The organism is Microbacterium aoyamense (assembly GCF_023155855.1).
GTDB classification, from domain to species: domain Bacteria; phylum Actinomycetota; class Actinomycetes; order Actinomycetales; family Microbacteriaceae; genus Microbacterium; species Microbacterium aoyamense.
In genome coordinates this window covers 24,356-46,765 of the sequence record NZ_JAKNUT010000005.1, presented here as the reverse complement: position 1 = coordinate 46,765, position 22,410 = coordinate 24,356, and the positions used below count along the sequence as shown (strand labels likewise).

25 protein-coding genes are annotated in these 22,410 nt (G+C 70.0%); 11 read left to right on the top strand and 14 right to left on the bottom strand.

All coding sequences use genetic code 11. The annotated features are described in order from the left end of the window. Positions 1-3: 3 nt before the first annotated feature. Positions 4-999 carry a DUF2332 domain-containing protein gene (locus MA876_RS13655; RefSeq protein WP_248150342.1) on the bottom strand — a complete coding sequence of 332 codons (996 nt, stop codon included), beginning with the start codon at positions 997-999 and terminating at the stop codon, positions 4-6. 156 nt (positions 1,000-1,155) lie between these two features. Between MA876_RS13655 and MA876_RS13650 the strand changes: the two genes are divergently transcribed. Both MA876_RS13650 and MA876_RS13645 read left to right on the top strand, forming a co-directional pair. Further along, positions 1,156-2,106, top strand: a complete 951-nt coding sequence (locus MA876_RS13650) for a hypothetical protein (protein ID WP_248150340.1) — start codon at positions 1,156-1,158, stop codon at positions 2,104-2,106. A 50-nt stretch (positions 2,107-2,156) separates the two neighbouring features. Beyond that, positions 2,157-2,375, top strand: a complete 219-nt coding sequence (locus MA876_RS13645; protein WP_248150338.1) for a hypothetical protein — start codon at positions 2,157-2,159, stop codon at positions 2,373-2,375. Between the two features lie 63 nt (positions 2,376-2,438). On the opposite strand, the gene MA876_RS13640 is transcribed toward MA876_RS13645, so the two are convergent. Then, positions 2,439-3,761 carry a bifunctional o-acetylhomoserine/o-acetylserine sulfhydrylase gene (locus MA876_RS13640; RefSeq protein ID WP_248150335.1) on the bottom strand — a complete coding sequence of 441 codons (1,323 nt, stop codon included), beginning with the start codon at positions 3,759-3,761 and terminating at the stop codon, positions 2,439-2,441. Between the two features lie 127 nt (positions 3,762-3,888). Between MA876_RS13640 and MA876_RS13635 the strand changes: the two genes are divergently transcribed. Further along, on the top strand, positions 3,889-4,683 hold the full coding sequence (locus MA876_RS13635; RefSeq protein WP_248150332.1) for an SDR family oxidoreductase: 795 nt from the start codon (positions 3,889-3,891) through the stop codon (positions 4,681-4,683). A gap of 49 nt (positions 4,684-4,732) precedes the next feature. Here MA876_RS13635 and MA876_RS13630 read toward each other — a convergent pair whose 3' ends face one another. Then, on the bottom strand, positions 4,733-6,253 hold the full coding sequence (locus MA876_RS13630) for an MFS transporter (RefSeq protein WP_248150329.1): 1,521 nt from the start codon (positions 6,251-6,253) through the stop codon (positions 4,733-4,735). Between the two features lie 63 nt (positions 6,254-6,316). Here MA876_RS13630 and MA876_RS13625 point away from each other — a divergent pair, with 63 nt between their 5' ends. The 3 genes from MA876_RS13625 to MA876_RS13615 are packed head-to-tail and all read left to right on the top strand — an operon-like array spanning position 6,317 to position 8,112. Beyond that, a complete protein-coding gene (locus MA876_RS13625) occupies positions 6,317-6,820 on the top strand; it encodes a phosphoribosyltransferase (protein ID WP_248150326.1) in 504 nt (167 codons plus the stop codon). After that, positions 6,801-7,493 carry a uracil-DNA glycosylase gene (locus MA876_RS13620; RefSeq protein WP_248150324.1) on the top strand — a complete coding sequence of 231 codons (693 nt, stop codon included), beginning with the start codon at positions 6,801-6,803 and terminating at the stop codon, positions 7,491-7,493. The genes MA876_RS13625 and MA876_RS13620 overlap by 20 nt, the downstream gene beginning before the upstream one ends. Positions 7,494-7,497: 4 nt before the next feature. Continuing rightward, positions 7,498-8,112 (top strand): GNAT family N-acetyltransferase, encoded by a 615-nt coding sequence (locus MA876_RS13615; protein ID WP_248150322.1) that lies wholly within the window; start codon positions 7,498-7,500, stop codon positions 8,110-8,112. Here the strand turns inward: MA876_RS13615 and MA876_RS13610 are convergent, their stop codons facing one another. From MA876_RS13610 to MA876_RS13580, 7 genes are read right to left on the bottom strand one after another with little or no spacing between them, the layout of a single operon-like run. Then, complete coding sequence (locus MA876_RS13610; RefSeq protein WP_248150320.1) at positions 8,113-8,442, bottom strand: protealysin inhibitor emfourin; 330 nt, start codon at positions 8,440-8,442, stop codon at positions 8,113-8,115. After that, positions 8,423-9,490, bottom strand: coding sequence for a M4 family metallopeptidase (locus tag MA876_RS13605; protein WP_248150317.1), 1,068 nt, complete (start codon positions 9,488-9,490; stop codon positions 8,423-8,425). The genes MA876_RS13610 and MA876_RS13605 overlap by 20 nt, the downstream gene beginning before the upstream one ends. 32 nt (positions 9,491-9,522) lie before the next feature. Continuing rightward, positions 9,523-10,314, bottom strand: coding sequence for an ABC transporter ATP-binding protein (locus tag MA876_RS13600; protein ID WP_248150315.1), 792 nt, complete (start codon positions 10,312-10,314; stop codon positions 9,523-9,525). Further along, positions 10,311-11,099 carry an ATP-binding cassette domain-containing protein gene (locus MA876_RS13595; RefSeq protein ID WP_248150313.1) on the bottom strand — a complete coding sequence of 263 codons (789 nt, stop codon included), beginning with the start codon at positions 11,097-11,099 and terminating at the stop codon, positions 10,311-10,313. Before MA876_RS13595 ends, MA876_RS13600 begins: the two co-directional genes overlap by 4 nt. Beyond that, positions 11,096-12,157 carry an ABC transporter permease gene (locus MA876_RS13590; RefSeq protein WP_248150311.1) on the bottom strand — a complete coding sequence of 354 codons (1,062 nt, stop codon included), beginning with the start codon at positions 12,155-12,157 and terminating at the stop codon, positions 11,096-11,098. The genes MA876_RS13595 and MA876_RS13590 overlap by 4 nt, the downstream gene beginning before the upstream one ends. Continuing rightward, positions 12,154-13,104 (bottom strand): ABC transporter permease, encoded by a 951-nt coding sequence (locus MA876_RS13585; protein ID WP_248150309.1) that lies wholly within the window; start codon positions 13,102-13,104, stop codon positions 12,154-12,156. The genes MA876_RS13590 and MA876_RS13585 overlap by 4 nt, the downstream gene beginning before the upstream one ends. After that, positions 13,101-14,606, bottom strand: a complete 1,506-nt coding sequence (locus MA876_RS13580; protein ID WP_248150306.1) for an ABC transporter substrate-binding protein — start codon at positions 14,604-14,606, stop codon at positions 13,101-13,103. The genes MA876_RS13585 and MA876_RS13580 overlap by 4 nt, the downstream gene beginning before the upstream one ends. 182 nt (positions 14,607-14,788) lie before the next feature. Here MA876_RS13580 and MA876_RS13575 point away from each other — a divergent pair, with 182 nt between their 5' ends. Genes MA876_RS13575 through MA876_RS13560 form a run of 4 tightly spaced genes read left to right on the top strand, consistent with a single transcriptional unit; the run spans position 14,789 to position 17,104 of the window. Then, on the top strand, positions 14,789-15,253 hold the full coding sequence (locus MA876_RS13575) for a carboxymuconolactone decarboxylase family protein (RefSeq protein WP_248150304.1): 465 nt from the start codon (positions 14,789-14,791) through the stop codon (positions 15,251-15,253). Further along, positions 15,250-15,972: a tyrosine-protein phosphatase gene (locus MA876_RS13570; RefSeq protein WP_248150301.1), complete on the top strand. Its 723-nt coding sequence runs from the start codon at positions 15,250-15,252 to the stop codon at positions 15,970-15,972. Before MA876_RS13575 ends, MA876_RS13570 begins: the two co-directional genes overlap by 4 nt. A gap of 55 nt (positions 15,973-16,027) precedes the next feature. Continuing rightward, positions 16,028-16,501: an SIP domain-containing protein gene (locus MA876_RS13565; protein WP_248150299.1), complete on the top strand. Its 474-nt coding sequence runs from the start codon at positions 16,028-16,030 to the stop codon at positions 16,499-16,501. 45 nt (positions 16,502-16,546) lie between these two features. Further along, positions 16,547-17,104 (top strand): hypothetical protein, encoded by a 558-nt coding sequence (locus MA876_RS13560; RefSeq protein WP_248150297.1) that lies wholly within the window; start codon positions 16,547-16,549, stop codon positions 17,102-17,104. On the opposite strand, the gene MA876_RS13555 is transcribed toward MA876_RS13560, so the two are convergent. The 4 genes from MA876_RS13555 to MA876_RS19095 all read right to left on the bottom strand — a co-directional run bounded on the left by MA876_RS13555 (position 17,065) and on the right by MA876_RS19095 (position 21,273). After that, complete coding sequence (locus MA876_RS13555) at positions 17,065-17,538, bottom strand: Fe-S oxidoreductase (protein WP_248150295.1); 474 nt, start codon at positions 17,536-17,538, stop codon at positions 17,065-17,067. The two genes, MA876_RS13560 and MA876_RS13555, sit on opposite strands and share 40 nt — an antisense overlap. Then, on the bottom strand, positions 17,535-18,356 hold the full coding sequence (locus MA876_RS13550) for an arginase family protein (protein WP_248150293.1): 822 nt from the start codon (positions 18,354-18,356) through the stop codon (positions 17,535-17,537). The genes MA876_RS13555 and MA876_RS13550 overlap by 4 nt, the downstream gene beginning before the upstream one ends. 120 nt (positions 18,357-18,476) lie before the next feature. After that, on the bottom strand, positions 18,477-19,211 hold the full coding sequence (locus MA876_RS13545; RefSeq protein ID WP_248150291.1) for a PspA/IM30 family protein: 735 nt from the start codon (positions 19,209-19,211) through the stop codon (positions 18,477-18,479). 58 nt (positions 19,212-19,269) lie between these two features. After that, complete coding sequence (locus tag MA876_RS19095) at positions 19,270-21,273, bottom strand: TPM domain-containing protein (RefSeq protein ID WP_275563017.1); 2,004 nt, start codon at positions 21,271-21,273, stop codon at positions 19,270-19,272. Positions 21,274-21,436: 163 nt separating this feature from the next. Between MA876_RS19095 and MA876_RS13535 the strand changes: the two genes are divergently transcribed. Beyond that, the gene (locus MA876_RS13535) at positions 21,437-22,270 is read left to right on the top strand and encodes a DUF3097 family protein (RefSeq protein WP_248150279.1); all 834 of its coding nucleotides are present in this window, start codon (positions 21,437-21,439) and stop codon (positions 22,268-22,270) included. Positions 22,271-22,410 lie beyond the last annotated feature (140 nt).

The following is a 22,410-nucleotide window of genomic DNA, read 5'->3' as shown; positions in this document are numbered from 1 at the left end:
CTGTTACGACCGGAAGGGGAGCGTCTCGTAGACCGCACCGTGCCCGCCGACGAGCGCGACGGCACGGCCGTCGACGGTCTGGACGAACCGATGCGAGGTGTCGAGGTCATCCGGCACCTGCGCGTCGAACTCGGGGAGCGTGCCCGTCGATTCGTTCGAGAGCCAGACGCACGGGATCGTGCTGACGAGGTCGGCGAAGCGGCGGCGCTGCGCGGCGTCGAGGTAGAGCAGGACGGCGCTGTGGAAGACGACGAGGGTCGCGTCGGCGGGCGCGGATGCCGCGACCTCGGCGACGAGGTCGAGAAGGTCTCCGCGCACGATCCGGGGCGGATCCGCCGCCGCCACCGCGGCCGCGCCGCGCAGGCGCTCGGCGCGGGCGTCGTGATCCGGCCCGGGCCACACCAGGGTCGCGAGCCAGTCGATCGCATCCTGATCGGTGGGATCGAGCGGATTCAGGTCGATGCCTCGCCGCCAGACGACGTCGGGCATCCGGGTCGGCGGGTCTTCGTCGATGCGGCACGCGAGGGCGAACTCCGTCGGACCGGTCACGGGGTCGAGCCGGGTGCTCCCCGAGGGTGTCTCGTACAGCGTGCTGTAGCGGTCCGGGAACAGGCACAGCCCGGCCGACGCGCCCACCTCGAGGAGGGCGACGGGACCGGCGATGCGGCTCAGCACCGGCAGGAGCGTCGCGCATCGATTGGGCTCGTTGGTCTGCGTCGATCGTGAACCGGCCACGGCGACGACGTCGTCCCAATGCGCGCGCAGCCAGGTCGACCACTCCGGGAAGGGCACGAGAGGGCAGCCGAGCCAACGCGCCGAAGCGAAGAGCAGGTTCGCCTGCCGGAGCCGCTGGTCGAGCCCCGCGATGCGCGTGATCAGGTCGTCGTCCGCCGCGATCCCGAGCGCCCATTCCTCGTACAGCGGCGATGTGCCGCTCGCCCAGCGGCGGCCGAAGTCGTCGTAGTACGCGCGCACGCGGTCGAGGGTCGCGGCATCCATCCGCTCACGATATGCCTCTGGCGTCGCCGAACCCACATGCTCCCGTCGAACCCACACGGCTTTGTCGAGCGGAGTCTGTGGGTTCACCGGAATCGTGTGGGTTCGCGGGGCGGGGCGGGCGGGGCTGTGTCCCCGGGGCGGTCTAGCATGCGTGGCATGGATGACGTCGTCGACTACCTGCTCGAAGGTGACCCCTCGATCCGCTGGCAGGTGCTCCGCGACCTGACGGATGCCTCGGCAGCCGAGGTCGCGGCCGAACGCGCGCGAGTGGCGCACGAGGGATGGGGTGCGCGGCTCCTCGGCGAACAGGCGGCGGACGGGCGCTGGGACGGCGGCACGTATCGCCCCGGCTGGGTGGATGAGGATCGCCCGTTCTTCGATGCGTGGACGGCGACGCACTTCTCGCTGCAGCAGCTGCGCGACTTCGGCGTCGATCCGGCCGACCCCGCGGTCATGCGCGCGATCGAACTCGTGCGCGAGAACGTGCGCTGGGATCACGACGGCCAGCGCTTCTTCGACGGTGAGGTCGAACCGTGCATCAACGGGATCGCGCTCGCCGTCGGGGCGTACTTCGGGCAACAGGTCACGCCGATCGTCGACACGATCCTCGGCGGCCGCCTCGCCGACGGCGGCTGGAACTGCTGGGACGAGGACGGCACGAGCCGCTCGTCGTTCCACTCGACCATCTGCGTACTGGAGGGGCTGTGGGCGTGGGAGCAGGCGACCGGCGGGACGGATGCCTCGCGCGCAGCCCGGCTCGCGGCCGAGGAGTATCTGCTCGAGCGTTCGCTCATGAACCGCAAGTCCGACGGGACCCTCATCGACCCGCGGTTCGCGATGGCCTCGTACCCGCCGCGCTGGTACTACGACGTGCCGCGAGCGCTCGACTACTTCCGTCAGACCCGATCGGCCGACGATCCGCGCTTCGCGCCCCCGCTCGCGCTGCTGCGGTCGAAGCGTCTGCCGATGGGGCTCTGGCCGCTCGAGCTGACGCACGAGGGGCCGACGCTCTTCTCGTTCGAGCGCGAGGGCGAGGGCTTCCCGAGCCGGTGGGTCACCCTCCGTGCGCTCCGCGTGCTGCGCTGGGCGGAAGCGTCCGGAGCCTGACGCGAGCCGTCGTTCACCGTCCGGTCGCGCGCGTGTGGGATCATGCGGCCATGTCGACCGCAGAACCGTTCATGCCCGCTCATGAAGCCAAGCCGCAAGCCCCCGACACCGAGCGCGACATCGACGGCGACGTCGACGTGCTCTTCGGCGAGGTCGATCCCGATCAGGGCCCGATCCCGGTCGACCACGAGGCGCCGTCGCTGTTCCATACGCCGGTTCCGGGTGACGCGCTGACCGAGGCCGAACTCGAGGACGACCTCGAGGCCTGATGCAGAATGCCCCGCCCCCGCGCGAGCGCGGTGGCGGGGCATCCGATCCCCCTGCACGTGGGATCAGGCGCGGGCGGCCTCAGAGACCTTGCGCGCGGCCGCGAGCGCCTGCTCGAGGTCGGCCTTGAGGTCGTCGATGTTCTCGAGTCCGACCGACAGGCGCACGAGACCCGGCGTGACGCCGGTCGTGAGCTGCTGCTCGGGAGTGAGCTGCGAGTGCGTCGTCGACGCGGGGTGGATGACGAGCGAACGCACGTCGCCGATGTTCGCGAGGTGGCTGAAGAGCGTCAGCGAGTTGACGAACTCGCGACCCGCCTCGACGCCGCCCTTGAGCTCGAACGACAGCACGGCACCGACGCCCTTCGGGGCGTACTGGTTCGCGGCGGCGTACCAGGGCGAGGTCGGCAGACCCGAGTAGTTGACCGAAGCGACGTCGTCGAGGTTCTCGAGCCACTCGGCGATCTCCTGCGCGTTCTGCACGTGCCGCTCGATGCGCAGCGACAGCGTCTCGATGCCCTGGATGAGCAGCCACGCGCTCTGCGGCGAGATGGCCGCGCCCAGGTCGCGCAGCAGCTGCACGCGAGCCTTGATGATGTACGCGAGTCCGTCGCCGACGGCAGCGGTGTAGGAGGCGCCGTGGTAGCTCGGGTCGGGAACCGTCAGGCCCGGGAACTTGTCGACGTTCTTCGACCACTCGAACGTGCCGCCGTCGACGATGACGCCGCCGATGACGGTGCCGTGGCCGCCGAGGAACTTCGTCGCAGAATGGATGACGATGTCGGCGCCGTGCTCGAACGGCTTGATGAGGTACGGCGTCGCGATCGTGTTGTCGACGATGAGCGGGATGCCGTTGTCGTGCGCGACGTCGGCGACCTTGCGGATGTCGAGGATGTTGATCTTCGGGTTGCCGATCGTCTCGGCGAAGAAGAGCTTCGTGTTGGGGCGGATGGCTGCGGCCCACTCCTCGGCGTCGTCCTGGTTCTCGACGAACGTCGTCTCGATGCCGAGCTTGGCGAGCGTGTACTTGAACAGGTTGTACGTGCCGCCGTAGATCGACGACGACGAGACGATGTGGTCGCCCGCCTCGGCGATGTTGAGCACTGCGAAGGTCTCGGCAGCCTGGCCGCTCGCGACGAGGAGGGCGCCGGTGCCACCTTCGAGCGCCGCCAGACGCTCCTCGACGACGCCCTGCGTCGGGTTCTGGATGCGCGTGTAGATGTTGCCGAACTCGGCCAGGGCGAAGAGATTCGCGGCGTGGTCGGCGTTGTCGAACACGTACGACGTGGTCTGGTAGATCGGCGTGGCGCGCGCCTTGGTGACGGGGTCGGGCGCGGCGCCGGAGTGGATCTGCTTGGTCTCGAAGCGCCAGTTCTCGGGTGCGGACATGAGTTGCTCCTGATGGATCTGATGGCCGGCGGCGGTCGTCGGGGCCTGAAGCGAGAGTAAGGATGCCGCGTGCCTGTCAACAACGGAAGGGAAATGTTACGTAACCTGCCGGCGGTAGCGTGGAGACATGGCGACGACGAGACGTGCGGTGGTCACGGGAGCGAGTTCGGGTATCGGTGAGGCGACGGCGCGGCTGCTGCGAACCCGGGGATGGGATGTCGTGGCCGTCGCGCGACGCGCGGATCGCCTCGAGCAGCTCGAGATCGAGACGGGTGCCGTCGCGTTCGCGGCGGACCTCACGAACCAGACGGATGTCGACGCCCTCGCTGACTGGCTGTCGTCGTCGGGCCCCGTGCACGCGCTGGTGCAGGTCGCCGGCGGCGCCCGCGGCACCGACCGCGTCGAAGACGGTCGCGCCGAAGACTGGCAGTGGATGTTCGACGTCAACGTCCTGTCGGCGCAGCGTCTCGTCGCGGCGCTGCTTCCGCAGCTGCGGGAGGCCGCGGCATCCACCGGCCACGCCGACACGCTCTTCGTCACCTCGACGGCGGCCGAGTCGCCGTATCCCGGCGGCGCCGGATACAACGCCACGAAGGCCGGTGAGGCGATGCTCGCCCACGTGCTGCGGCTCGAGCTCAACGGCGAGCCCATCCGCGTCATCGAGGTGGCTCCAGGCATGGTCTACACGCCCGAGTTCACGCTCAATCGCCTCGCGGGCGACCAGAACGCCGCCGAGCGGGTCTACGAGGGCGTGGAGAATCCGCTCGTGGCCGAAGACGTCGCCGACGTGATCGCGTACGCGCTGAACGCGCCCGGGCACGTCAACCTCGACCTGATCACGATGCGTCCGGTCGCGCAGTCGGCCCAGCACCTGCTCGCGCGCGGCCCGCTCACCGTGCGTCCGAGCGCCGACCCCGCCTGACCCCCCGCCGATCGGGGAAGGGACCGCCCCCTACTCAGGCTGGGGAGGGTCAGATGATCTGCGACTCGCCCGCGGTCTGCTCGAGCTCTTCGGGGAGGGTGTCGGCGAACGCGACCTTCGGGACGAAGAACAGCACGGCCGCCGCGGCGAAGCCGCCCGCGGCGCAGATCGCCCATACGGCCAGGTAACCGCCGAGGGATGCCGCGGTCTGGCTCGCGACGGTGCCCGCGCCGACGGCGAGGAGGACGCCGAAGACGGCCGAGGCGAACGTGCCGCCGATCGTCTTGGTCGTGTTCGTCAGAGCCGACGCGATGCCGGTCTGTCCGCGCGGCGCCGCCGCGGCCGCGGCGGCGGGCATCGCCGCCACGAGCGCGCCCGAGCCGATGCCCGCGATCATGAGGTTGAGGAGCACCTGCCACAGCTCCGTGTGGAACGGCAGGAAGAGCAGGTAGCCGATGCCGACGAGCGCCGAGGCGACGATGAGGATGACGCGGGGGCTCGCCTTTCGCGACGTGATCGCGAACACGACGGCACCGATGATGAGCGAGATCAGGTAGACGCCGATGATGTTCGAGCGGTCCGTGGCATCCAGTCCCAGCCCGTAGCCGAGTGAGGAGTCCGTACCCGCGTATGTCGAGAGCGGCCCCTGGGCGCCGAGGAGGCTGATCCCGACGAGGAATGCCGTCGCCTGCACGGGCCACATCTCGGGCTTGCGGAGCACACGGATGTCGATCGCGGGGTCTTCCTGCCGCAGTTCGTACCGCACGAACCACCAGAACATCGCGACACCGGCGGCCAGCAGCACGCCGACCCAGATCCACCCGCTCGCGCCGAGGTTCAGCTCGCCGATCATCCGCATGTACACGAGAGCGCCCGTGACGAGCAGGAGGCCCCACGCGAGGATGACGAAGCCCCACGTGTCGAGCCTGCGGCCGGGCAGGGGCTCGGACTCGGGCACGGCGAGCCAGATCACGATCGCGACGAGCGTGACGGCGATCGCGGGGATGAAGAGGGTCGTCTGCAGGTCGCCCGTGGCGGCGAAGATGCGCCCGGCGGCCAGGGCGCCGATGATCGCACCCGCCTGCAGGCCCACGACGAGCAGGCCCGCCGCCCGGCGCGTCGTCGAGACGCCGCGGTTCTGACGCCGACCGCGTTCGAAGATGAGCGCGATCTCGAGCGGGAGCCACACGACGTAGAAGCCCTGCAGCGCCCACGCGATCAGGAACGACCAGAAGTCGCCCGAGAACGCGAGCCACCAGCTCGCGCCCGCCGTGAGGATCGCCGAGATGAGCAGGATCTTCTTGTGCCCGTACATGTCGCCGAGCTTCGCGAGGATCGGCAGCACGAGCGCCGAGAGCAGCAGCTGCGCCGCCTCGAACCAGTTGACGTCGGAATCGTGGATGCCGAGCTCGTGCACGATGTCGCTGAACAGCGGCACGTAGTAGCCCTGCAGTAGTCCGCTCACGAGCTCGACGACGATGAACCAGCCGATGAGGCCGGCGGTGATGCCCAAGGCAGAATTACGCAGCGCCGAACCGCGGGGGCGGTCGGCAGAGGAGGCGCGGGTCACAGCGGCGAGACTAACACCACGCGAGACCTAGTCTGGACGCAGGACGACCGGGAGGAACGGACTGTGGAGAAGACGCGCGAGACGCTCACGTGGGATGGATTCGGCGCGGCATCCCGCGACCTCGCGCGGGCTATCGTCGCCGACGGCTTCGTACCCGAGGTCGTCGTCGCGATCGCGCGCGGCGGGCTGCTTCCGGCAGGGTCGATCGCGTACGGCCTCGGCGTTAAGAACTGCGGCGCGATCAACGTCGAGTTCTACACGGGGATCGGCACGGTGCTCGACGCGCCGGAGCTCCTTCCGCCCGAACTCGACATGACGTACCTCGACGGCAGGCGGGTGCTGCTCGTTGACGACGTCGCCGACAGCGGGCGCACGCTCGCACTCGCCGTCGACCTGCTGAAGGGCCGGGGCGCCGACGTGCGCTCGGTCACGATCTACACGAAGCCCACGACGATCATCGAGCCCGACTACTCGTGGAAGGCGACCGATCTGTGGATCGACTTCCCGTGGTCGGCGCAGGGGTCGGTCATCGACGAGGACGCCCGCGATGGCGCTGACGCTGTCTGAGCTCGCCGACGCGGGGCTGATCGACTCGGCGTGGGCCGCCGCGCTCGCGCCGGTCGGTCAAGACATCGCGGCGCTGGGGGAGCGGCTTCGCGCCGAGACGGCCGCCGGGCGCGGCTACCTCCCCGCGGGCGACCGCGTGCTGCGGGCTTTCGCGCGTCCCCTCGGCGACGTGCGGGTGCTGATCGTCGGACAGGACCCGTATCCGACGCCGGGGCATCCCATCGGCCTCTCGTTCGCCGTCGAAGAGCACGTGCGACCCCTGCCGCGCAGCCTGTCGAACATCTACCAGGAGCTCGAGGCGGACCTCGGCATTCCGCGGGCCCCGCACGGCGACCTCTCGGCCTGGAGCGACCAGGGCGTCATGCTGCTCAACCGCGTGCTGACGGTCGCGCCGGGGCAGCCCGCCTCGCACCGCGGCTGGGGGTGGGAGAAGGTCACCGAGCACGCGATCCGCACGCTCGTCGCACGCGACCGACCGCTCGTGGCGGTCCTGTGGGGGAGGGATGCCGCGAACCTGCGCCCCCTGCTCGGGCAGACGCCGATAGTCGAGTCGCCGCATCCGTCACCCCTCTCGGCGAGCCGCGGTTTCTTCGGGTCCCGGCCCTTCTCGCGCGCGAACGACCTGTTGCGCGCGCAGGGTGCGGAGCCCGTCGACTGGCGGGTCGTAGGCTGACCCCATGCTCGAGGAGGAATACGACCGCGACCGGCGCAGCCTGCCGCGCCACCTGCGGAGGGCGCCGGAGCCCGAGCGCACGTTCGCGTTCACGATCCGACCCGTCGAGGATCGCGATGTGCCCGACATCCGCGAGATCTACAACTACTACGTGACCAACTCGGTCGTGACGTTCGACGAGAAGAAGTGGTCTCTGAAGCAGTGGCGTGACAAGATCGCCGGCCTCGCGAAGGCAGGGCTCCCCTTCCTCGTCGCCGAGTCGCCCGCCGGTCAGGTGCTCGGGTACGCGCTCGTGCAGCCCATGTCGAGCAAGACCGCGTACCGCTACAGCGTCGAGAACTCGATCTACCTGGGCCAGGCGGCGACCGGCAAGGGCCTCGGTCGGCCTCTGCTCGAGGCACTCATCGCCGCCTGCGAAGAGGCCGGCATCCGCGAGATGGTCGCCGTCATCAGCGACAAGGGAGCCGAGGCGTCCATCGCCCTCCACGAGAAACTCGGCTTCGTCGAGGTCGGCCGCATGGGCCGGGTCGGCTTCAAGTTCGGCCGCTGGCTCGGCACGATCTACCTGCAGAAGTCGCTCAAGCCGGTCAAGAAGAAGCGCAAGCTCTTCGGCGGCTGATCAGTCCTCCGGCGCCTTCCAGTCCCGCACGGCGTCGACGAGGTCGCGCCACGGCCCGGTGAGGTCGGTGTCGGGCACATCCGCTTCGCGCTCCTCGGGTCCGCACTGCGCCGCGATCGACCACGTGTAGCGGTCGGCGCCGGCGGGGTCGGGCACGGGTTCGTCCCACGGGCCCGGTGCTTCCCAGGGACATCGGGCGATGAGGTCGACGAAGACGGATGCCTCGTCTGGTCGAGGCTCAGCGCGCCACGCGCGGCGCAGCCCCGCGATCCCGCCCGTGCGGGTCACGATGACGACGACGATCTCGTCGTCAGGCTTCGTCTCGTCCATCCACGTCGACGCCGACGCCCGCCCATGCGTCTCGGACGGCGTCCGCTTCCTCCGAACCCTCACCGTACTCCGTCTCGGCGGCGCGCACGGTGGCGGCCGCGAACGTCGTGAAGTCGGTGTCGGGCGTGAGCTCGCCGCTCGTGAGCGTGCGGTACCAGATGAGCCCGGCGCGCTCCCACGCGCGGCCGCCCAGCGCGACAGCCAGCAGATGGAACGCGTGATTCGGGATGCCGGAGTTGATGTGCACGCCGCCGTTGTCGTCCTGCGTCACGACGTAGTCGCGCATGTGCCCGGGCTGCGGATCCTTGCCGAGCACGTCGTCGTCATACGCCGTGCCGGGCGCAGCCATCGATCGCAGCGCGCGGCCCTGCACCGCGTCGGTGAAGATGCCCTCACCGACGAGCCACGTCGCGGACGCGGCATCCTGCCCCTTCGCATGCTGCTCCGTGAGCACGCCGATCACGTCGGCGAAAGACTCGTTGAGCGCCCCCGACTGACCCTGATACGTGAGGCCGCCCTCGGCGTCCACGACGCCGTGCGCGAGCTCGTGCGCGATGACCGAGAGCGAGCCGGTGAAGCCCTGGAAGACCTCGCCGTCGCCGTCGCCGAACACCATGCGCTCGCCGTTCCAGAACGCGTTGTCGTAGTCCTGGCCGTAATGCACCGTCGCCAGCAGCTGACCACCCGCGTCGTCCAGGCCGTTGCGGCCGAAGGCATCCCACAGGAAGTCGTACGTCTCGCCCAAGCCGTCGAACGCCTCGTCGACCGATTCGTCGCCCGTCGCCGGGTCGTCCTCTCCCCGAACGCGCACGCCCGGCAGGGTCTCGCGCTGCTGGGCGTCCGAGATCGTGCGGTCGGGGGCCGGAGCGGCCTCGGCGACGAGTGTGCCGCCGTCCTCGATCGACAGACGCAGGCGCGTGCGCCCCGGGCGATACGGCCGCGGCACCGCGAGGGTCGCTCGCGCGGCCTCCGCGGCGCGCGCCCACGTGGGCTCCTGCACGGCGGCGATGCGAGCGAGCAGATACGGAGGGACGATCGCGTGGGCCATAGCACCGAGGCTACCGAGGCGCCCCGACAACGTCACGAGGCGGTCGGGTCGATCGTGGGGATGGATGCCAGGAGCCGCCGCGTGTACGCCACCTGCGGCTGCAGGAGCACCTTCTCGGTCGGCCCCTCCTCGACGATGCGGCCGTCCTTCATGACGACGACCTGGTCGCAGAGGTTCTGGACGACGCCGATGTCGTGCGACACCATGACGAGGGTCAGCCCATCGCGTGCGCGCAGTTCGGCGAGCAGCTCCAGGATCTGCGCCCGGACGGTGACGTCGAGCGCCGAGAGCGGCTCATCGCCCACGAGCAGGCGGGGGCTGTGCACGATCGCGCGGGCGAGCGCGATCCGCTGTCGCTGGCCGCCCGAGAACTCGTGCGGGAAGCGATTCGCCATGGATGCCTCGAGTCCGACGTCTTCGAGAACCGCGCGCACGCGCGCCCGGCGGTCGCCCTCGATGCCGAGCGCCCACAGCGGTTCTCCGACGATGCGGCCGATGCTCATGCGCGGGTCGAGCGAGGCGTACGGGTCCTGGAAGACGATGCCCGTCTCACGGCGGAGCCAGTGCAACGAGCGGGCGGAGGCCGCGGCATCCACCTCCCGCCCGTCGAACGTGACCGTTCCCGCCGTGGGCGTGTCCAGGCCCAGCAGCAGGCGGACGAGCGTCGACTTGCCCGACCCGGACTCGCCGATGACGCCGACCGCCGAGCCCTCGTCGACGTCGAGATCGGCGTCGTCCAGTGCGGTCGTGAGCACGGGCCGGCCCCACGTCTCGCCGGGGGAGCGGTAGGTGCGCGTGAGCCCGCGCGCGCTGAGCAGGGTCATGCGACACCTCCCGGTCGCCACAGGGTCGCCGTCGCGTCGCGCAGGAGTTCCTGCGTGACAGGGGATGCCGGTGCCGTGAGCAGCTTCGAGACCGGAGCGTCCTCGACCACGTGCCCGTGCTCGAGCACGACGCCGTGCGTCGCGATCTGCGACAGCACCGCGAGGTCGTGGGTGATGAACACGAGCGACATGCCCTCGCTCTCGACGAGCGAGAGCAGGAGCTCGAGGATCTCGGCCTGGATCGTGACGTCGAGCGCCGTCGTCGGCTCGTCGGCGATGAGCAGCCGCGGCCGGCACGCGAGCGCCATCGCGATCGCGACGCGCTGGCGCTGGCCACCCGAGAGCTGGTGCGGATAGCGGCTCACGATCGTCGACGGGTCGGGGAGGGCGACGCGGGATGCCTCGGCAATCGCGCGGGCCGCGGCATCCTTCTTCGTCGTCTTCTCGTGGATGCGGATGGACTCTGCGATCTGGCGGCCGACGGTCCGGATCGGATTGAGCGCGGTGCGGGGCTCCTGGAAGACGATGCCGATCTCGTCGCCACGCAACCCGGCCAGTTCACGGTCGGGCAGGCCGAGCAGTTCGCGGCCGTTCCAGCGGATCGAGCCGCCCGCCGCCGCGCCGTCGGGCAGCAGGCCCAGGATCGCCAGCGCCGTGAGCGACTTGCCTGAGCCGGACTCGCCGATGAGCCCGACGCGAGCGCCGTCGGGCACCGAGAACGAGACGCCGTCGACGACACGGCGACCGCCGATGTCGATCGTGAGGTCCTGCACCTCGAGGCTCATGACACCACCTCGGGCATGTGCGACTCGGCCGCTCGCCGCGCGCGGTTCGCTCGCGTGAGCGTGGGGTCGGTCGCCTCGCGCAGCCCGTCGCCCAGCAGATTGAGCCCCAGCACCGTGAACGTGATCGCGAGTCCGGGCCAGATCACCGAGAGCGGGTGCACCGTGATGTACTGCTGCAGCTGCGCGAGCAGGAGCCCCCACGACGGCTCGGTCGGGGGCGCGCCGACGCCGAGATACGACAGACCCGCCTCGGCGAGCACCGCGACGGCCATGCCCCACGAGAGCTGCACGATGAAGACCGGCGCGACGTTGGGCATGAGGTGGCGCAGCAGGTTCTGCGCCGGTGTGAGCCCCGACGCCTTGCCCGCGAGCACGAAGTCGCTGTGCAGCACGCGCCGCAGCTCGGGTCGCGTCACGCGCGCGATGTTGACGCCGAACCCGATCCCGACCGCCCAGATGACGACCCACAGCGACCCGCCGAAGACGGCAGAGATCATCATCGCGATGATGAGCACGGGGAACGCGATGAGGATGTCGACGAGCACGGCGACCGACTCGCGGATCCACCGCGCCGTGAGCGCCCCCAGCGCGGCGAGGGCGACGCCGACGACGGTCGCCACGACGCCTGCGCCGATCGCGACGAAGACCGTCGTGCGGGCGCCGGCCATGAGCAGGCTCAGGATGTCGCGGCCCGACCCGTCCGTCCCCAGGACGTGCGGCCAACCCGGGCCCGCCCAGCGGTTCGCGATGTCGACCTGCTGAGGTGGGAACGGCGTCCAGAACGCCGCGACGATCGCGGTCAGGAGGATGACGGCGACCACGATGAGCCCGAAGCGCCCGGTCGACAGCGACCAGAGTCGCCCGAGCCACGCCCACCGGCTCGGCGCCCGGTCGCTGTCATCGCGATCACCCAGGCGGCCCTCCCGCGCACCACGGTCGGAGAATGTCGCCGATGTCGGAGAATTCGGGCCGGATGCTCCGGCCGAGCGCGAATTCTCCGACCGGGCGGCATCGGCTGCGGCGTCGGGGGCGGAGCGAGGGGTCGTGTCGTCGCTCATGTCGCTTCCCTCTGCCGTGGGTCGATGAGCCGGTGCACCAGATCGACGACGAACCCGACGACGAGCACGAACCCCGTGAGCACGAGCAGCTCGCCCTGCACCTTGAGCAGGTCGCGCGCTCCGACGTCGGCCACCAGCATCCGCCCGATCCCCGGGAGCGTGAACAGCTGCTCGATCACGACTGCGCCGACGATGATGCCCGCGACCTGCAGACCCAGCACCGTGATGACCGAGAGCCCGACGACGGGGAGTCCGTGGCGGATGAGCGCGGCATCCCGCGTCAACCCCTTCGCCGCGGCGGTGCGGACGTAGTCCTGGCCGACGGCCTGCAGCGTCGCGCTGCGCACGAAGCGCAGGAGCATCGCCCCCTCGACGATGCCGATCGTGAGGGCGGGGAGGATGAGGGCGCGGAACGCCGCCCACGGATCGTTCCAGCCGCTGCGGGGGAAGCCCTGCGCCGGCAGCCAACCGAGCCACACGGCGAAGACGATCACGAGCATCATCCCGGCCCAGACGACCGGCACCGCTGCGACCGTCTGCGCGCCGACGCTGAGAGCCGTGCCGTCGGCGCGGCCGCGGCGCATCGCCGACAGCACACCGAACGGAACGCTGAAAAGCACGGCGATCACGAGCGCCATGACGCCGAGCGGGAGCGTGACCTGCGCCTTCTCGACGAGTTCGCTCGCGACGGTCGAACCGGTGATCTGCGACGTGCCGAGGTCGCCGCGCAGCACCCCGCCGATCCAATCGAGATACTGCAGAGGGAGAGGCTGGTCGAGGCCCAGCCGTTCGCGGATGGCGGCGACCTGCTCCGGCGTCGACCCCGTGCCGGCGATCAGCTGCGCGACGTCACCGGGCAGCACCCGCAGGGTGAAGAAGATCAGCACGCTGGCGACGAGCAGCCCGAGCAGAAGCAGGGCCAGTCGCGTCAGCGTGTATCGGATCACCCGTTGCTCTTGGCGAGTTCTGCGAGATTGAGGCGATCGTTCGCACCGATCGAGGGCATACCCGTGATGTTAGTGCCCACAGCGACGACGGAGGCGCCGTTGTAGAGCCAGTCGGCCGCGGCGTCCTCCGAGACGATCTTCGCCGCTTCGGCGAGCAGAGACGCGGCTTCGGCCTCGTCGGTCGCGGCAAGCGACTCCTTGTAGAGGCGCTGGACGTCGGGGTTGTCGTAGGTGAAGTAGTAGTCGGGGTTGGCCCAGTTCTCGAAGTCACGGGACTCCGTGTGCAGCACGAAGCTGAGGTCGTAGTCCTTGTTCGTGTAGACGTCGTTGAGCCACGTGCCGAAATCGACCTGATCGACCTCGAGGGTGATGCCGACATCGTTGAGGTTCGACACGAGGATCTGTGCAGTCGTCGTGGGGTAGAAGTTCGGGATGGTGAGGGTCAGTTCGAGGTCCTCCTCGCCCGCTTCGGCCAGGAGCGCCTTGGCCGCCTCGGGGTCGTACGGTGCGACGTCCGAGAGGTCTTCGTAGCCCGGGTCGAGCTCGGGGATCGGGCCGTACAGCGTCTGGCCGGACTGGGCGGCCTCGAGGAAGGCGTCGTGGTCGATCGCCTGGCGGATCGCCTGTCGCACACGCTTGTCGGCGAGGGGGCCCGACGTCTGGTTGAACGCGAGCGTGCCCTTGTCGGTGGACTGGCCGAGCACGACCTGGTAGTCGCCGGACGCCTCGACCTGCTCGGTGAGGTTCGCGTCGAACCCGGTGAGCGCGTCGACCTCGCCCGCGAGGGCGGCGTTGAGCGCCGCCTGGTTGTCGGGGATGTAGTCGAACACGACCTCGGCGACCTTCGCCTTGTCGCCCCAGTACTCCTCGTTGCGCGCGAACGTGATGCTGTCGCCCTGCCGCCAGTTCGCCAGCGTGAACGGGCCGGTGCCGTTGGCTGCGGTCTTGTAGTCGACGCCGTCGTCTTCCTTGAGGACGATCCCGGCGCGGCCGGTGAGGTTCCACAGCAGGCTGGAGTCGGGCTCGCTCAGTGTCAGCGTGACGTCCTGACCGTCGGCGGTGATCGTCTCGACGTTCGCGAGACGCGCCGAGTCGCGCCACGCGGGCGTCGCTTTGCGCGTCTCCAGCGACCACACGACGTCCTGCGGGGTGAGTTCCTGCCCGTCGTGGAATGTGACACCCTCACGCACCGTGAAGGTGTACTCCAAGCCGTCGGGCGACACCGTCCAGTCCGACGCGAGGGCGGGAACGATGTCCTGCTCGGGCGTGCGCGAGACGAGACCCTGGTAGATGTTGTCGACCAGGATCTGGTCCACCGCCGCGCCGGCCGTCTCGCGGATGTCGAGGTTGCCGGGCTCCAGCACGAGCCGGATCGCGACCGACGCGTCGGGATCGACCTCACCCGTCGCGGTCGGCGCAGGCGCGGCAGACGTGCACCCGGCGAGCGCCAATGCGCCCGCCGTGAGCAGAGCGACGGCGGCGAAGGCGGTGCGACGGAACATGTGCGGGTCCTCTCGGAGGAGCGCCCCTGCTGTGGGGCGCGCGGGCCTCGGACGGTATGGTGCGTCCTCAGCCTAGAGATGCCGAGGCGCCCGCAACGCGTCCGTTACGGCGAACGCAACACAAGTGTTAACCCTTCCCGGCATCCTGCCCGCCTCTCATCCGGGCTGGGTACGCTGGCGTCATGAGCGAAGCCCGAGTGCACCTGTCGAGATCCGCCCGCGACGCCTACAACGCGCTGGACGCGTTCTCGAAGACCGTCAAGGAACTCGCGGGCGACGCGGGCATCGATGCGCGACTCAAGGAGATCGTGCAGATCCACGCCTCTCAGCTCAACGGCTGCGCGTACTGCGTGCGCATCCACGTCGATCGCGCAGTCGACGCGGGCCTCGACGCCGACACGATCGCCCAGATCGCGACCTGGCGCGACTCGGGGGTCTTCACCGAGCGGGAGCGTGCGGCGCTCGAGCTGACGGAGTCGTTCACCTTCATCCACGAGGACGGCATCCCCGACGACGTATACAACCACGTCGGCGGCATCCTGAGCGAGAAGGAGTACGTCGCGCTGAGCTGGCTCCTCGTCTCGATCAACGCGTTCAACCGCATCACGATCGCCGGGCGATACCCCGTCCCGCCCCGCTCGCAGTGAACACTGGGATCCCCGTCTCGGGCGCGACCAACTTCCGCGACGTCGGCGGCCTGCACGCCGGTGCGCAGCGCTCGCGCGCCGGCATCCTCTTCCGCTCGGGCAACCTCGCGCACCTCGATGACGACGGGCGCTCGGCGCTGCGTGCGCTCGGCATCCGGCGCATCATCGACCTGCGCGACGATGATGAGGTGCGCTGGGCGCCGAGCCTCGTCGACGGGCTCGACCTGCAGACCACGAGGGTGCCTCTCTTCCTCGGATCGGTCGGGTCGTTCTTCGAGGAGGACCTCTCGCTCGACGAGATGTACCGGCGGCTCGTCGAGGACTCCGCCGCGGGCGTCGTCGACGTCGTCCGCGGCATCGTGACCGACCAGCCCGTGCTCGTGCACTGCACCGTGGGCAAGGACCGCACGGGGGTCACGGTGGCGCTCGCGCTGCGCGCCGCCGGCGTCGACGAAGACGCGGTGGTCTCGGACTACGCGCGCACCGAAGCGCTGCTGCCGGCCGAACGCAACCGGAAGGTGCTGCAGCGACTGCGGGCGATGTATCCGGCTTCCGCGCATCTCGAGGATCTCGCCACGCGCTCGCCCGCGAGCGTGATGTCCGCCGCGCTCGCACGCGTGGACGCCTCCTACGGCTCGGCGGGGGACTACCTGCTCTCGCACGGGCTGACCGAGGATGAACTGCGGGAGCTTCGGCGCGTCCTCATCGCCGACGAGTGATATTCACGGCTCACCAAGGTAAGGCATACCTACACGGGGGTATACTGGCCTCATCATGACCAGCACCGCCGAGACGAACGTGCACAGCGCCAGCGCGTGCCGCGCGTCGAAGCACACTCGCGTGCAGCACCTCATCACCGCCGACGAATCGTCGCTGGCCGACCTCGAGGCACTGCTCGCGACGCTGCCGATCTGCTCGACGGGGCGCGTGTTCATCGAGATTCCGGATGCCTCGTGGCAGGCGCCCATCACGGCTCCTGCTCGCATGACCCTCACGTGGCTCGACCGCTCGGTCCGCTCGGGTGAGGCCGGCAGCGGCCGGGCCTGCGCGCCGGGTCAGGCTCTCGCTCGCGCCGTCACGGCCTGGGCGGACGAGATGCTCTGCGCAGAGGACGACGCGACCCGCATCCACCTCCTCGGCGGATTCCTCGGCACGGCCGACATCGTCGACCATCTGACGGCGCGCAACGGCATCCCGGCCGACGCGATCCACACGCCCGAGCAGTACGGTCTCGCGACCGCGCGCTGAGTCTCACCAGCGCGCGCGGGCGAAGCATCCCGCTACTCTCTTCGCATGACCGCCCCCGTGATCGTGCACCCGACCGAGTCCACCGTCGATCCGAAGGATCTGCGCATTCCGCTCTGGGCGGTGATCTGGCTCACGATCTCGGCGGTCATCCAGACGTACGACGCGTGCTACGTGCTGCTCGGTCCGCTCTCGCACGAGGGCGGCCCCCTCGCCGGAATGTGGCCGGGCCATGTCTTCTACGGCACGTTCGACCACCGCTACGCCGACTTCGACGCGTTCGGCAGTGCGCAGAGCTGGGCGAACCTGCTCGAGGTCATCGTCATCGTGTGGGTGCTCTTCCACGCCAAGAAGTGGTCGGGTGTCGTCGTCGGCCTCATCGTCACGGCCTGGACGTTCTGGAAGACCGTGATCTACTTCCTCGTCGAGATCTCGAGCGGGCTCGAGATGACGCGCCAGTCGCTCGAACGTGGTGACATCCTCGGCTTCCTGATGGTCGCCGTGCTGCCGAATCTCTTCTGGATCGTCTTCCCGCTCGCGGTCGTGATCACGCTCGGCAGGCAGATCTACCGCGTCGGCCGCGCCGCCCTGGTTCGCGGAACGTAATTGCCGTCCTCGAGGCCCGCGAGGATCTCGAACCGGTTGCGCAGTGGGTTGCGGCCCGCGAGCAGGTAGAGCACCGGCATGAGGAACCCGTAGCGCTGCCACTGGCGCTTGTGCACGGCTTCGTGCTGCAGCAGTCGCGGCGTGATGACGCCTTCGCCTGTCAGAAAGCATCCGCCGACGCACGTGCCGCCGCGACCGTACGTCCACGACGGCATGCCGCGGAACACCCACAGGCCGTTCTGCTTCGTCACGCGACCCGTGCTCCAGATCGACCCCCACACCCAGCCCACCGTGTTGCCGTACAAGTACCCGAGGCGGCTGATCGGGGAGTCGAGAAGGATGCCGGGGATCCAGCGATCGAGCTTCGCACCGCGCGCGACGGCGCGCGCGGCATCGGCCTCCCACCCGGCGGGCGGCGTCGGGATCGGGCTCACGCGAGCGCCCCGACGATGCGCAGGATCGCGCCGAGGTCGTCGGATGCCGTCGCCGCCGACGCGGGGGAGTACCCCGTGATCGAGGATCCGACGAGCGGCAGGGCGGCTCGCGCCGCCGCGATCGCTCCGGTCAGCTCGGCGACCGTCAGGCCGAACGGCTCGGGATGCGCGTTGCCCGTGAGCTCGGCCGGGTCGAGCACGTCGACGTCGACGTGCACGTAGAGCGCTTCCGCGCCCGTTTCGCGGACGGCGGTCGCAAGCGACTCCGGGTCGCGCAGCGCATCGACCGAGAGGACGGCGACACCGAGCCGCTCGATCGCCTCGGCCTCGGGTTCGTCGAACGAGCGCGCACCGCCCACGACGACCCGACGGGGTGGAACTACCCCGGGCTCGAGCATGAGGCCGCCTTCGCCCTGCCCGACGACGGCTCGCAGGGTCATGCCCGCGAACGCGCCCGAGGGCGACGAGCCGGCGTCGTTGAAGTCGGGGTGCGCGTCGAGCCAGACGACGGCGAGCGACGGATGCCGCTTCACGGCGTGTCCGATCGCCCCGAGGGCGACACCGCAGTCGCCGCCGACCGTGAGGACCGGCTCTTCGAAGGGGGCAAGGGCGTCGACCATGCGGTCGCGGGTGCCCAGCAGCGCGCTCAGCCGTCGGACACCGGTGCCGAGCGCCTCGCCCGCACCGGTCGGCACATCGAGCACGAGGGTCGCCGATCGGGGCAGGTCGCCCGCGATCGCCTCGGCGCCGTCGATGAGCTGCATCGCCCGCGAGGACGGACTGCCCTGCCACTGCGGGACCACGAGGTAGCGCGTCATCCTCCCATCTTGCCCCGCCCGCCCACGCTTGGCCCCTGAATACCGATGGGTTCTCGCGGGGAAGGGCAACGGCGCCGCACCCCCGGAGGAGTGCGGCGCCGTCGGCGCGAGGGCGAGAGGTCAGCTCTCGATGGCGCTCTGCGGGGCTCCCGACTTGAGGGCGGCCAGGCGCGCCTCGACCTCGGTCAGCTCGCCGACGTCCTCGAGCGCGTTGAACTGCGCGTCGAGGGTGGATGCCGCGAGCTCCTGCTTGCCGGCCGCGAGGGCCTCCTGGCGACGGACCTTGTCTTCGAACCGGCCGAGCTCGCTCGTCGGGTCGAGCACGTCGATCGACTTGACGGCGTCGTGCACCTTGTTCTGGGCTTCGGCGGTCTTGGCACGCGCGAGCAGCTCGGAGCGCTTCGACTTCAGCTGCTCCAGCTTCTGCTTCATGCCGTTGAGGCCGTCCTTGAGCTTGTCGACGACCTCGGTCTGCGACGCGATCGTCGGAGCGATCGCCTTGGCCTCGTTCTCCTCGCTGATCTGGCGCTGCAGCGCGATCTTGGCGAGGTTGTCGAACTTGTCGGCGTCGGCGGCGTTCCCCGAGCCGCGCAGCTCGTCCGCCTTGCGGCTGGCCGCGAGCGCCTTGTTGCCCCACTCGGTCGCCGCCTGGACGTCCTCCTGGTGGTCGCGTTCGAGCAGACGCAGGTTGCCGATCGTCTCGGCGATCGCGCCTTCGGCGTCGACGATCGAGTTGGTGTAGTCGCGCACGAGCTGGTCGAGCATCTTCTGCGGGTCCTCGGCGGAGTCGATCATCGAGTTGATGTTCGCCTTCACGAGGGTCGAGATGCGGCCGAAGATGGACTGCTTTGCCATCGGGTTTCCTTCCGTTAGGACTGACTGGATTCGAGAATGGATGCCGGGTCTGGAGCGATCAGAATCGACCACCTCCTCGGCGCGAGCGAGTGCCGCCGCCGCCGAAGCTTCCGGAGCTGCGGCCGCCGCGGCTTCCGCCGCCCCCGAGCATGCCGCCGAGTCCGCCGCTCATGCCGCCCGAGGAGCGACCGCCCCCGCCGCCCCCGCCGAGCAGGGAGTTGATCACGATGCCGCCGAGCACGGCACCCAGCATCCCGCCGTTGCCGCCGCCGCCGCCCGAGCCGCCCATGCCGCCGCCCTGGAACGAGCCGACGTCGTTCTGCGCGTACTGGATCGCCTGGGCCGCGAGTTGATTCGCGCGCTGCGCGTACTGCGTCGCCTGGTCGGGTGCGGTCTGCTGGAGCTGCTGCGCCTGCACGAGGGCTGCTCCGGCCTCGGCGAGCCGCGTGCGCGCCTCGGCGCCGATCGCGCCGCGCCGTGACGTGATGTAGTCCTCGGCGGTCGACACCTGCGCCTGCGCCTGCATGATGAGCTGTCCGACCATCTGGCGTGCGCGCTCGGCCTGGGCTGCGGCATCCCGCACGCCCTGCACGAGTCCGTCGATCTGCGCGTTCGCCGCCTCGAGACCCTGCAGCGCGATGAGCGGTCGGCGGCTCGAGCCGGTGAGGAAGCCCCGCGCCTTCTCGATCTCGGCGCGCGTCGACGCGATGACGGCGGCGATGCGTCCGTCGGCGTCGGGGAGCGCGGATGCCGCGGCGACGTCGTTCTCGAGTTCGGCAAGCAGTGCGGCGGCGTTCTTCTCGCCCTCGGCGAGGTCGGTGCCGAGCTTGGTGATCGCCTTCTCGAGCAGGTCGGCCTGACCGATCGACTCCTCTGCGGCGCGGATGCTGACGGCCGCCTCGCCGCCCTTGCCGGCGCCGATGGACTGCTGTGCGAGGGCGAGCTGCTCATCGGCGAACGCGATCCGCTGACGGGCCTGCTCAGGGTTGTCGGCGACGGTTGCGAGCGCTTCCGGGGCGTACGAAGACGAGAGCGTCTCGAGCTGGCTCGTCGCCGAATCGAGGGCGGCGGCGACGGCTGCGCGTTCCGTCTGCACGCGGGCGATCGCCTCGGGGGCGTTCTGCTCGAGCTTGCGCAGTTCGTCGAAAGCGGCGGCCTTCTCGTCGAGGCCGGCGTTCGCCGCTTCGCACAGGCTCAGGATCTGGGCATTCCACGCGCGGGTCTGCTCTTCGGTGTCGGGCGTCGCGTCGTCGAGCTGCTGCTTGAGCGTGAAGGCCTGGTTGAGGTTCTCCTTCGCCGTCTGCAGAGCGGCCTCGAACTCGGCCGCTGCGGCGTCGCCGAACTGCGCCTTCGCGAAGCCGAGTTCCTGCTCGCTCGTCCGCACGGCGTCGTCGGTCTCGACGAGCGCGGACGACGCCCGCTTCGCGAGCTCCGCGGTGCTGATCTGCTCGACGGCCGGGCCGCCGGCGGGCTTCTTCTTGCGGCGACTGCGCACGATGAGCCAGATGACGACGCCGATCGCGGCGGCGACGACGACGAAGATCAGGATGCCGGTGAACCCGCCGCCCGCGCCCCCCGCCGTACCCCCGCCGGCCGCGTCTGCCAGGCCGTCGGCCGCAGCCTCGGCGGCACCGGCCCAGTCGTCGTCCTGCAGGGCTGGGCCGATCTGCTGCTGTTCGATCTGCGCGAGCTGATCGAAGCTGACGGGGCCCTCCGAGTAGCCCGACAGGTAGAACTGCCTGCTCTCCGTAGCGACCGCGAGCAGGTACTGATTCGGTCCGAGTCCATTGAGGTCGGCCGTCTCGTTCGCCCATTCCTCGGCATTCGATGGGTTGGTGAACGTGTCCACGTAGACGACCCACATGTCCATGTCGGTCTCGTCCGAGAACTGCTGGAGGCGCTGCTGCACGGCCGACTCCTCCGACGACGAGAGTACGTCGGACTGATCTTCGACGAACCCTGCACCAAGATCGATCGGATCCGTCGCGGATGCCGCACCGGCCGCTCCGCCGAGCACGATCGCCACCGCCGCAGTGAGCGACACTGCCCATCGAACCCGCATGCGAACCCTCTCCGGGGGTGATGCGCGCGTGGCCCCCTCCGCGAGTCTATTGAGCGTCGAGAGGGCGACGGTAGGGGTTCTCACAGGCTCGGCACGAGTCGGCGGGTCGAGGCCTCGGCGGTGGGGCGCTCGCGTAGCCTTTCGCCTTCGGAGGGCGATGCGGATGGACGATCGGTACGGCACGGATGTGCTCGCGGCAGGTTGGCGCGAGAGCCGCGCGAAGAAGCTCGAGCGGGTCGAGGCGTCCATCGATCTCGTCGTCGAGGTCGCCGACGACGGATTCTGCGGCGCGGTGGTCGGCGTCGCCTCGGGCCTCGTCGAGCTCGAGGATCGCGTGGGCCGTCGTCGGTTGTTCCCGCTGGGGCCGGGTTTCCTCATCGACGGCGTGGACATCGTTCTCACCGCACCCGTCGTCGTCGCGGCGTCCGGACCGAAGCGCACCGCGTCGGGATCCTTCGCCGCCCCCGACGCGCGTGCCCGCGTCGCGCGCGCCAGCCGCATCCTCGTCGAGGGGCGCCACGACGCGGAACTGGTCGAGAAGGTGTGGGGAGACGACCTGCGGGCCGAGGGGGTGGTCGTCGAATACCTGCAGGGCGTCGATCTGCTCGCGCCCATGCTCGAAGAGGACCCGCCGTCGGCGGAGCGTCGCTACGGCGTGCTCGTCGACCACCTCGTTCCCGGCTCGAAGGAGTCGCGGCTCGCGGCGGAGGTGCTCCGCGGCCGTCACGGCGCGCACCTGAAGATCGTCGGGCACCCCTTCATCGACGTGTGGCAGTGCGTGCTCCCCGCGTCGGTCGGAATCCCGCGCTGGCCCGATGTGCCGCGCGGGATCGAGTACAAGGTCGGCGTCTGCCGCGCCCTCGGCTGGCCTGCGCGCGATCAGGCCGACATCGCGCGCGCGTGGCAGCGCATCCTGGCGTCGGTGAAGAGCTATCGCGACCTCGACCCCGCCCTGCTCGGCCGCGTCGAGGAGCTCATCGACTACGTCACGGCCTGACCACGTTCATCGCTCAGGATGACGCCGCAAGATCGAGCCCGCAGACGGCGTGATGGTCGATGCATCCTGAGCGATTCGCGCCGTTAGCCTGAGAGGGTGTCCGACGCAGCATCCGAACCCCACCGTTACCGCGAGAAGCC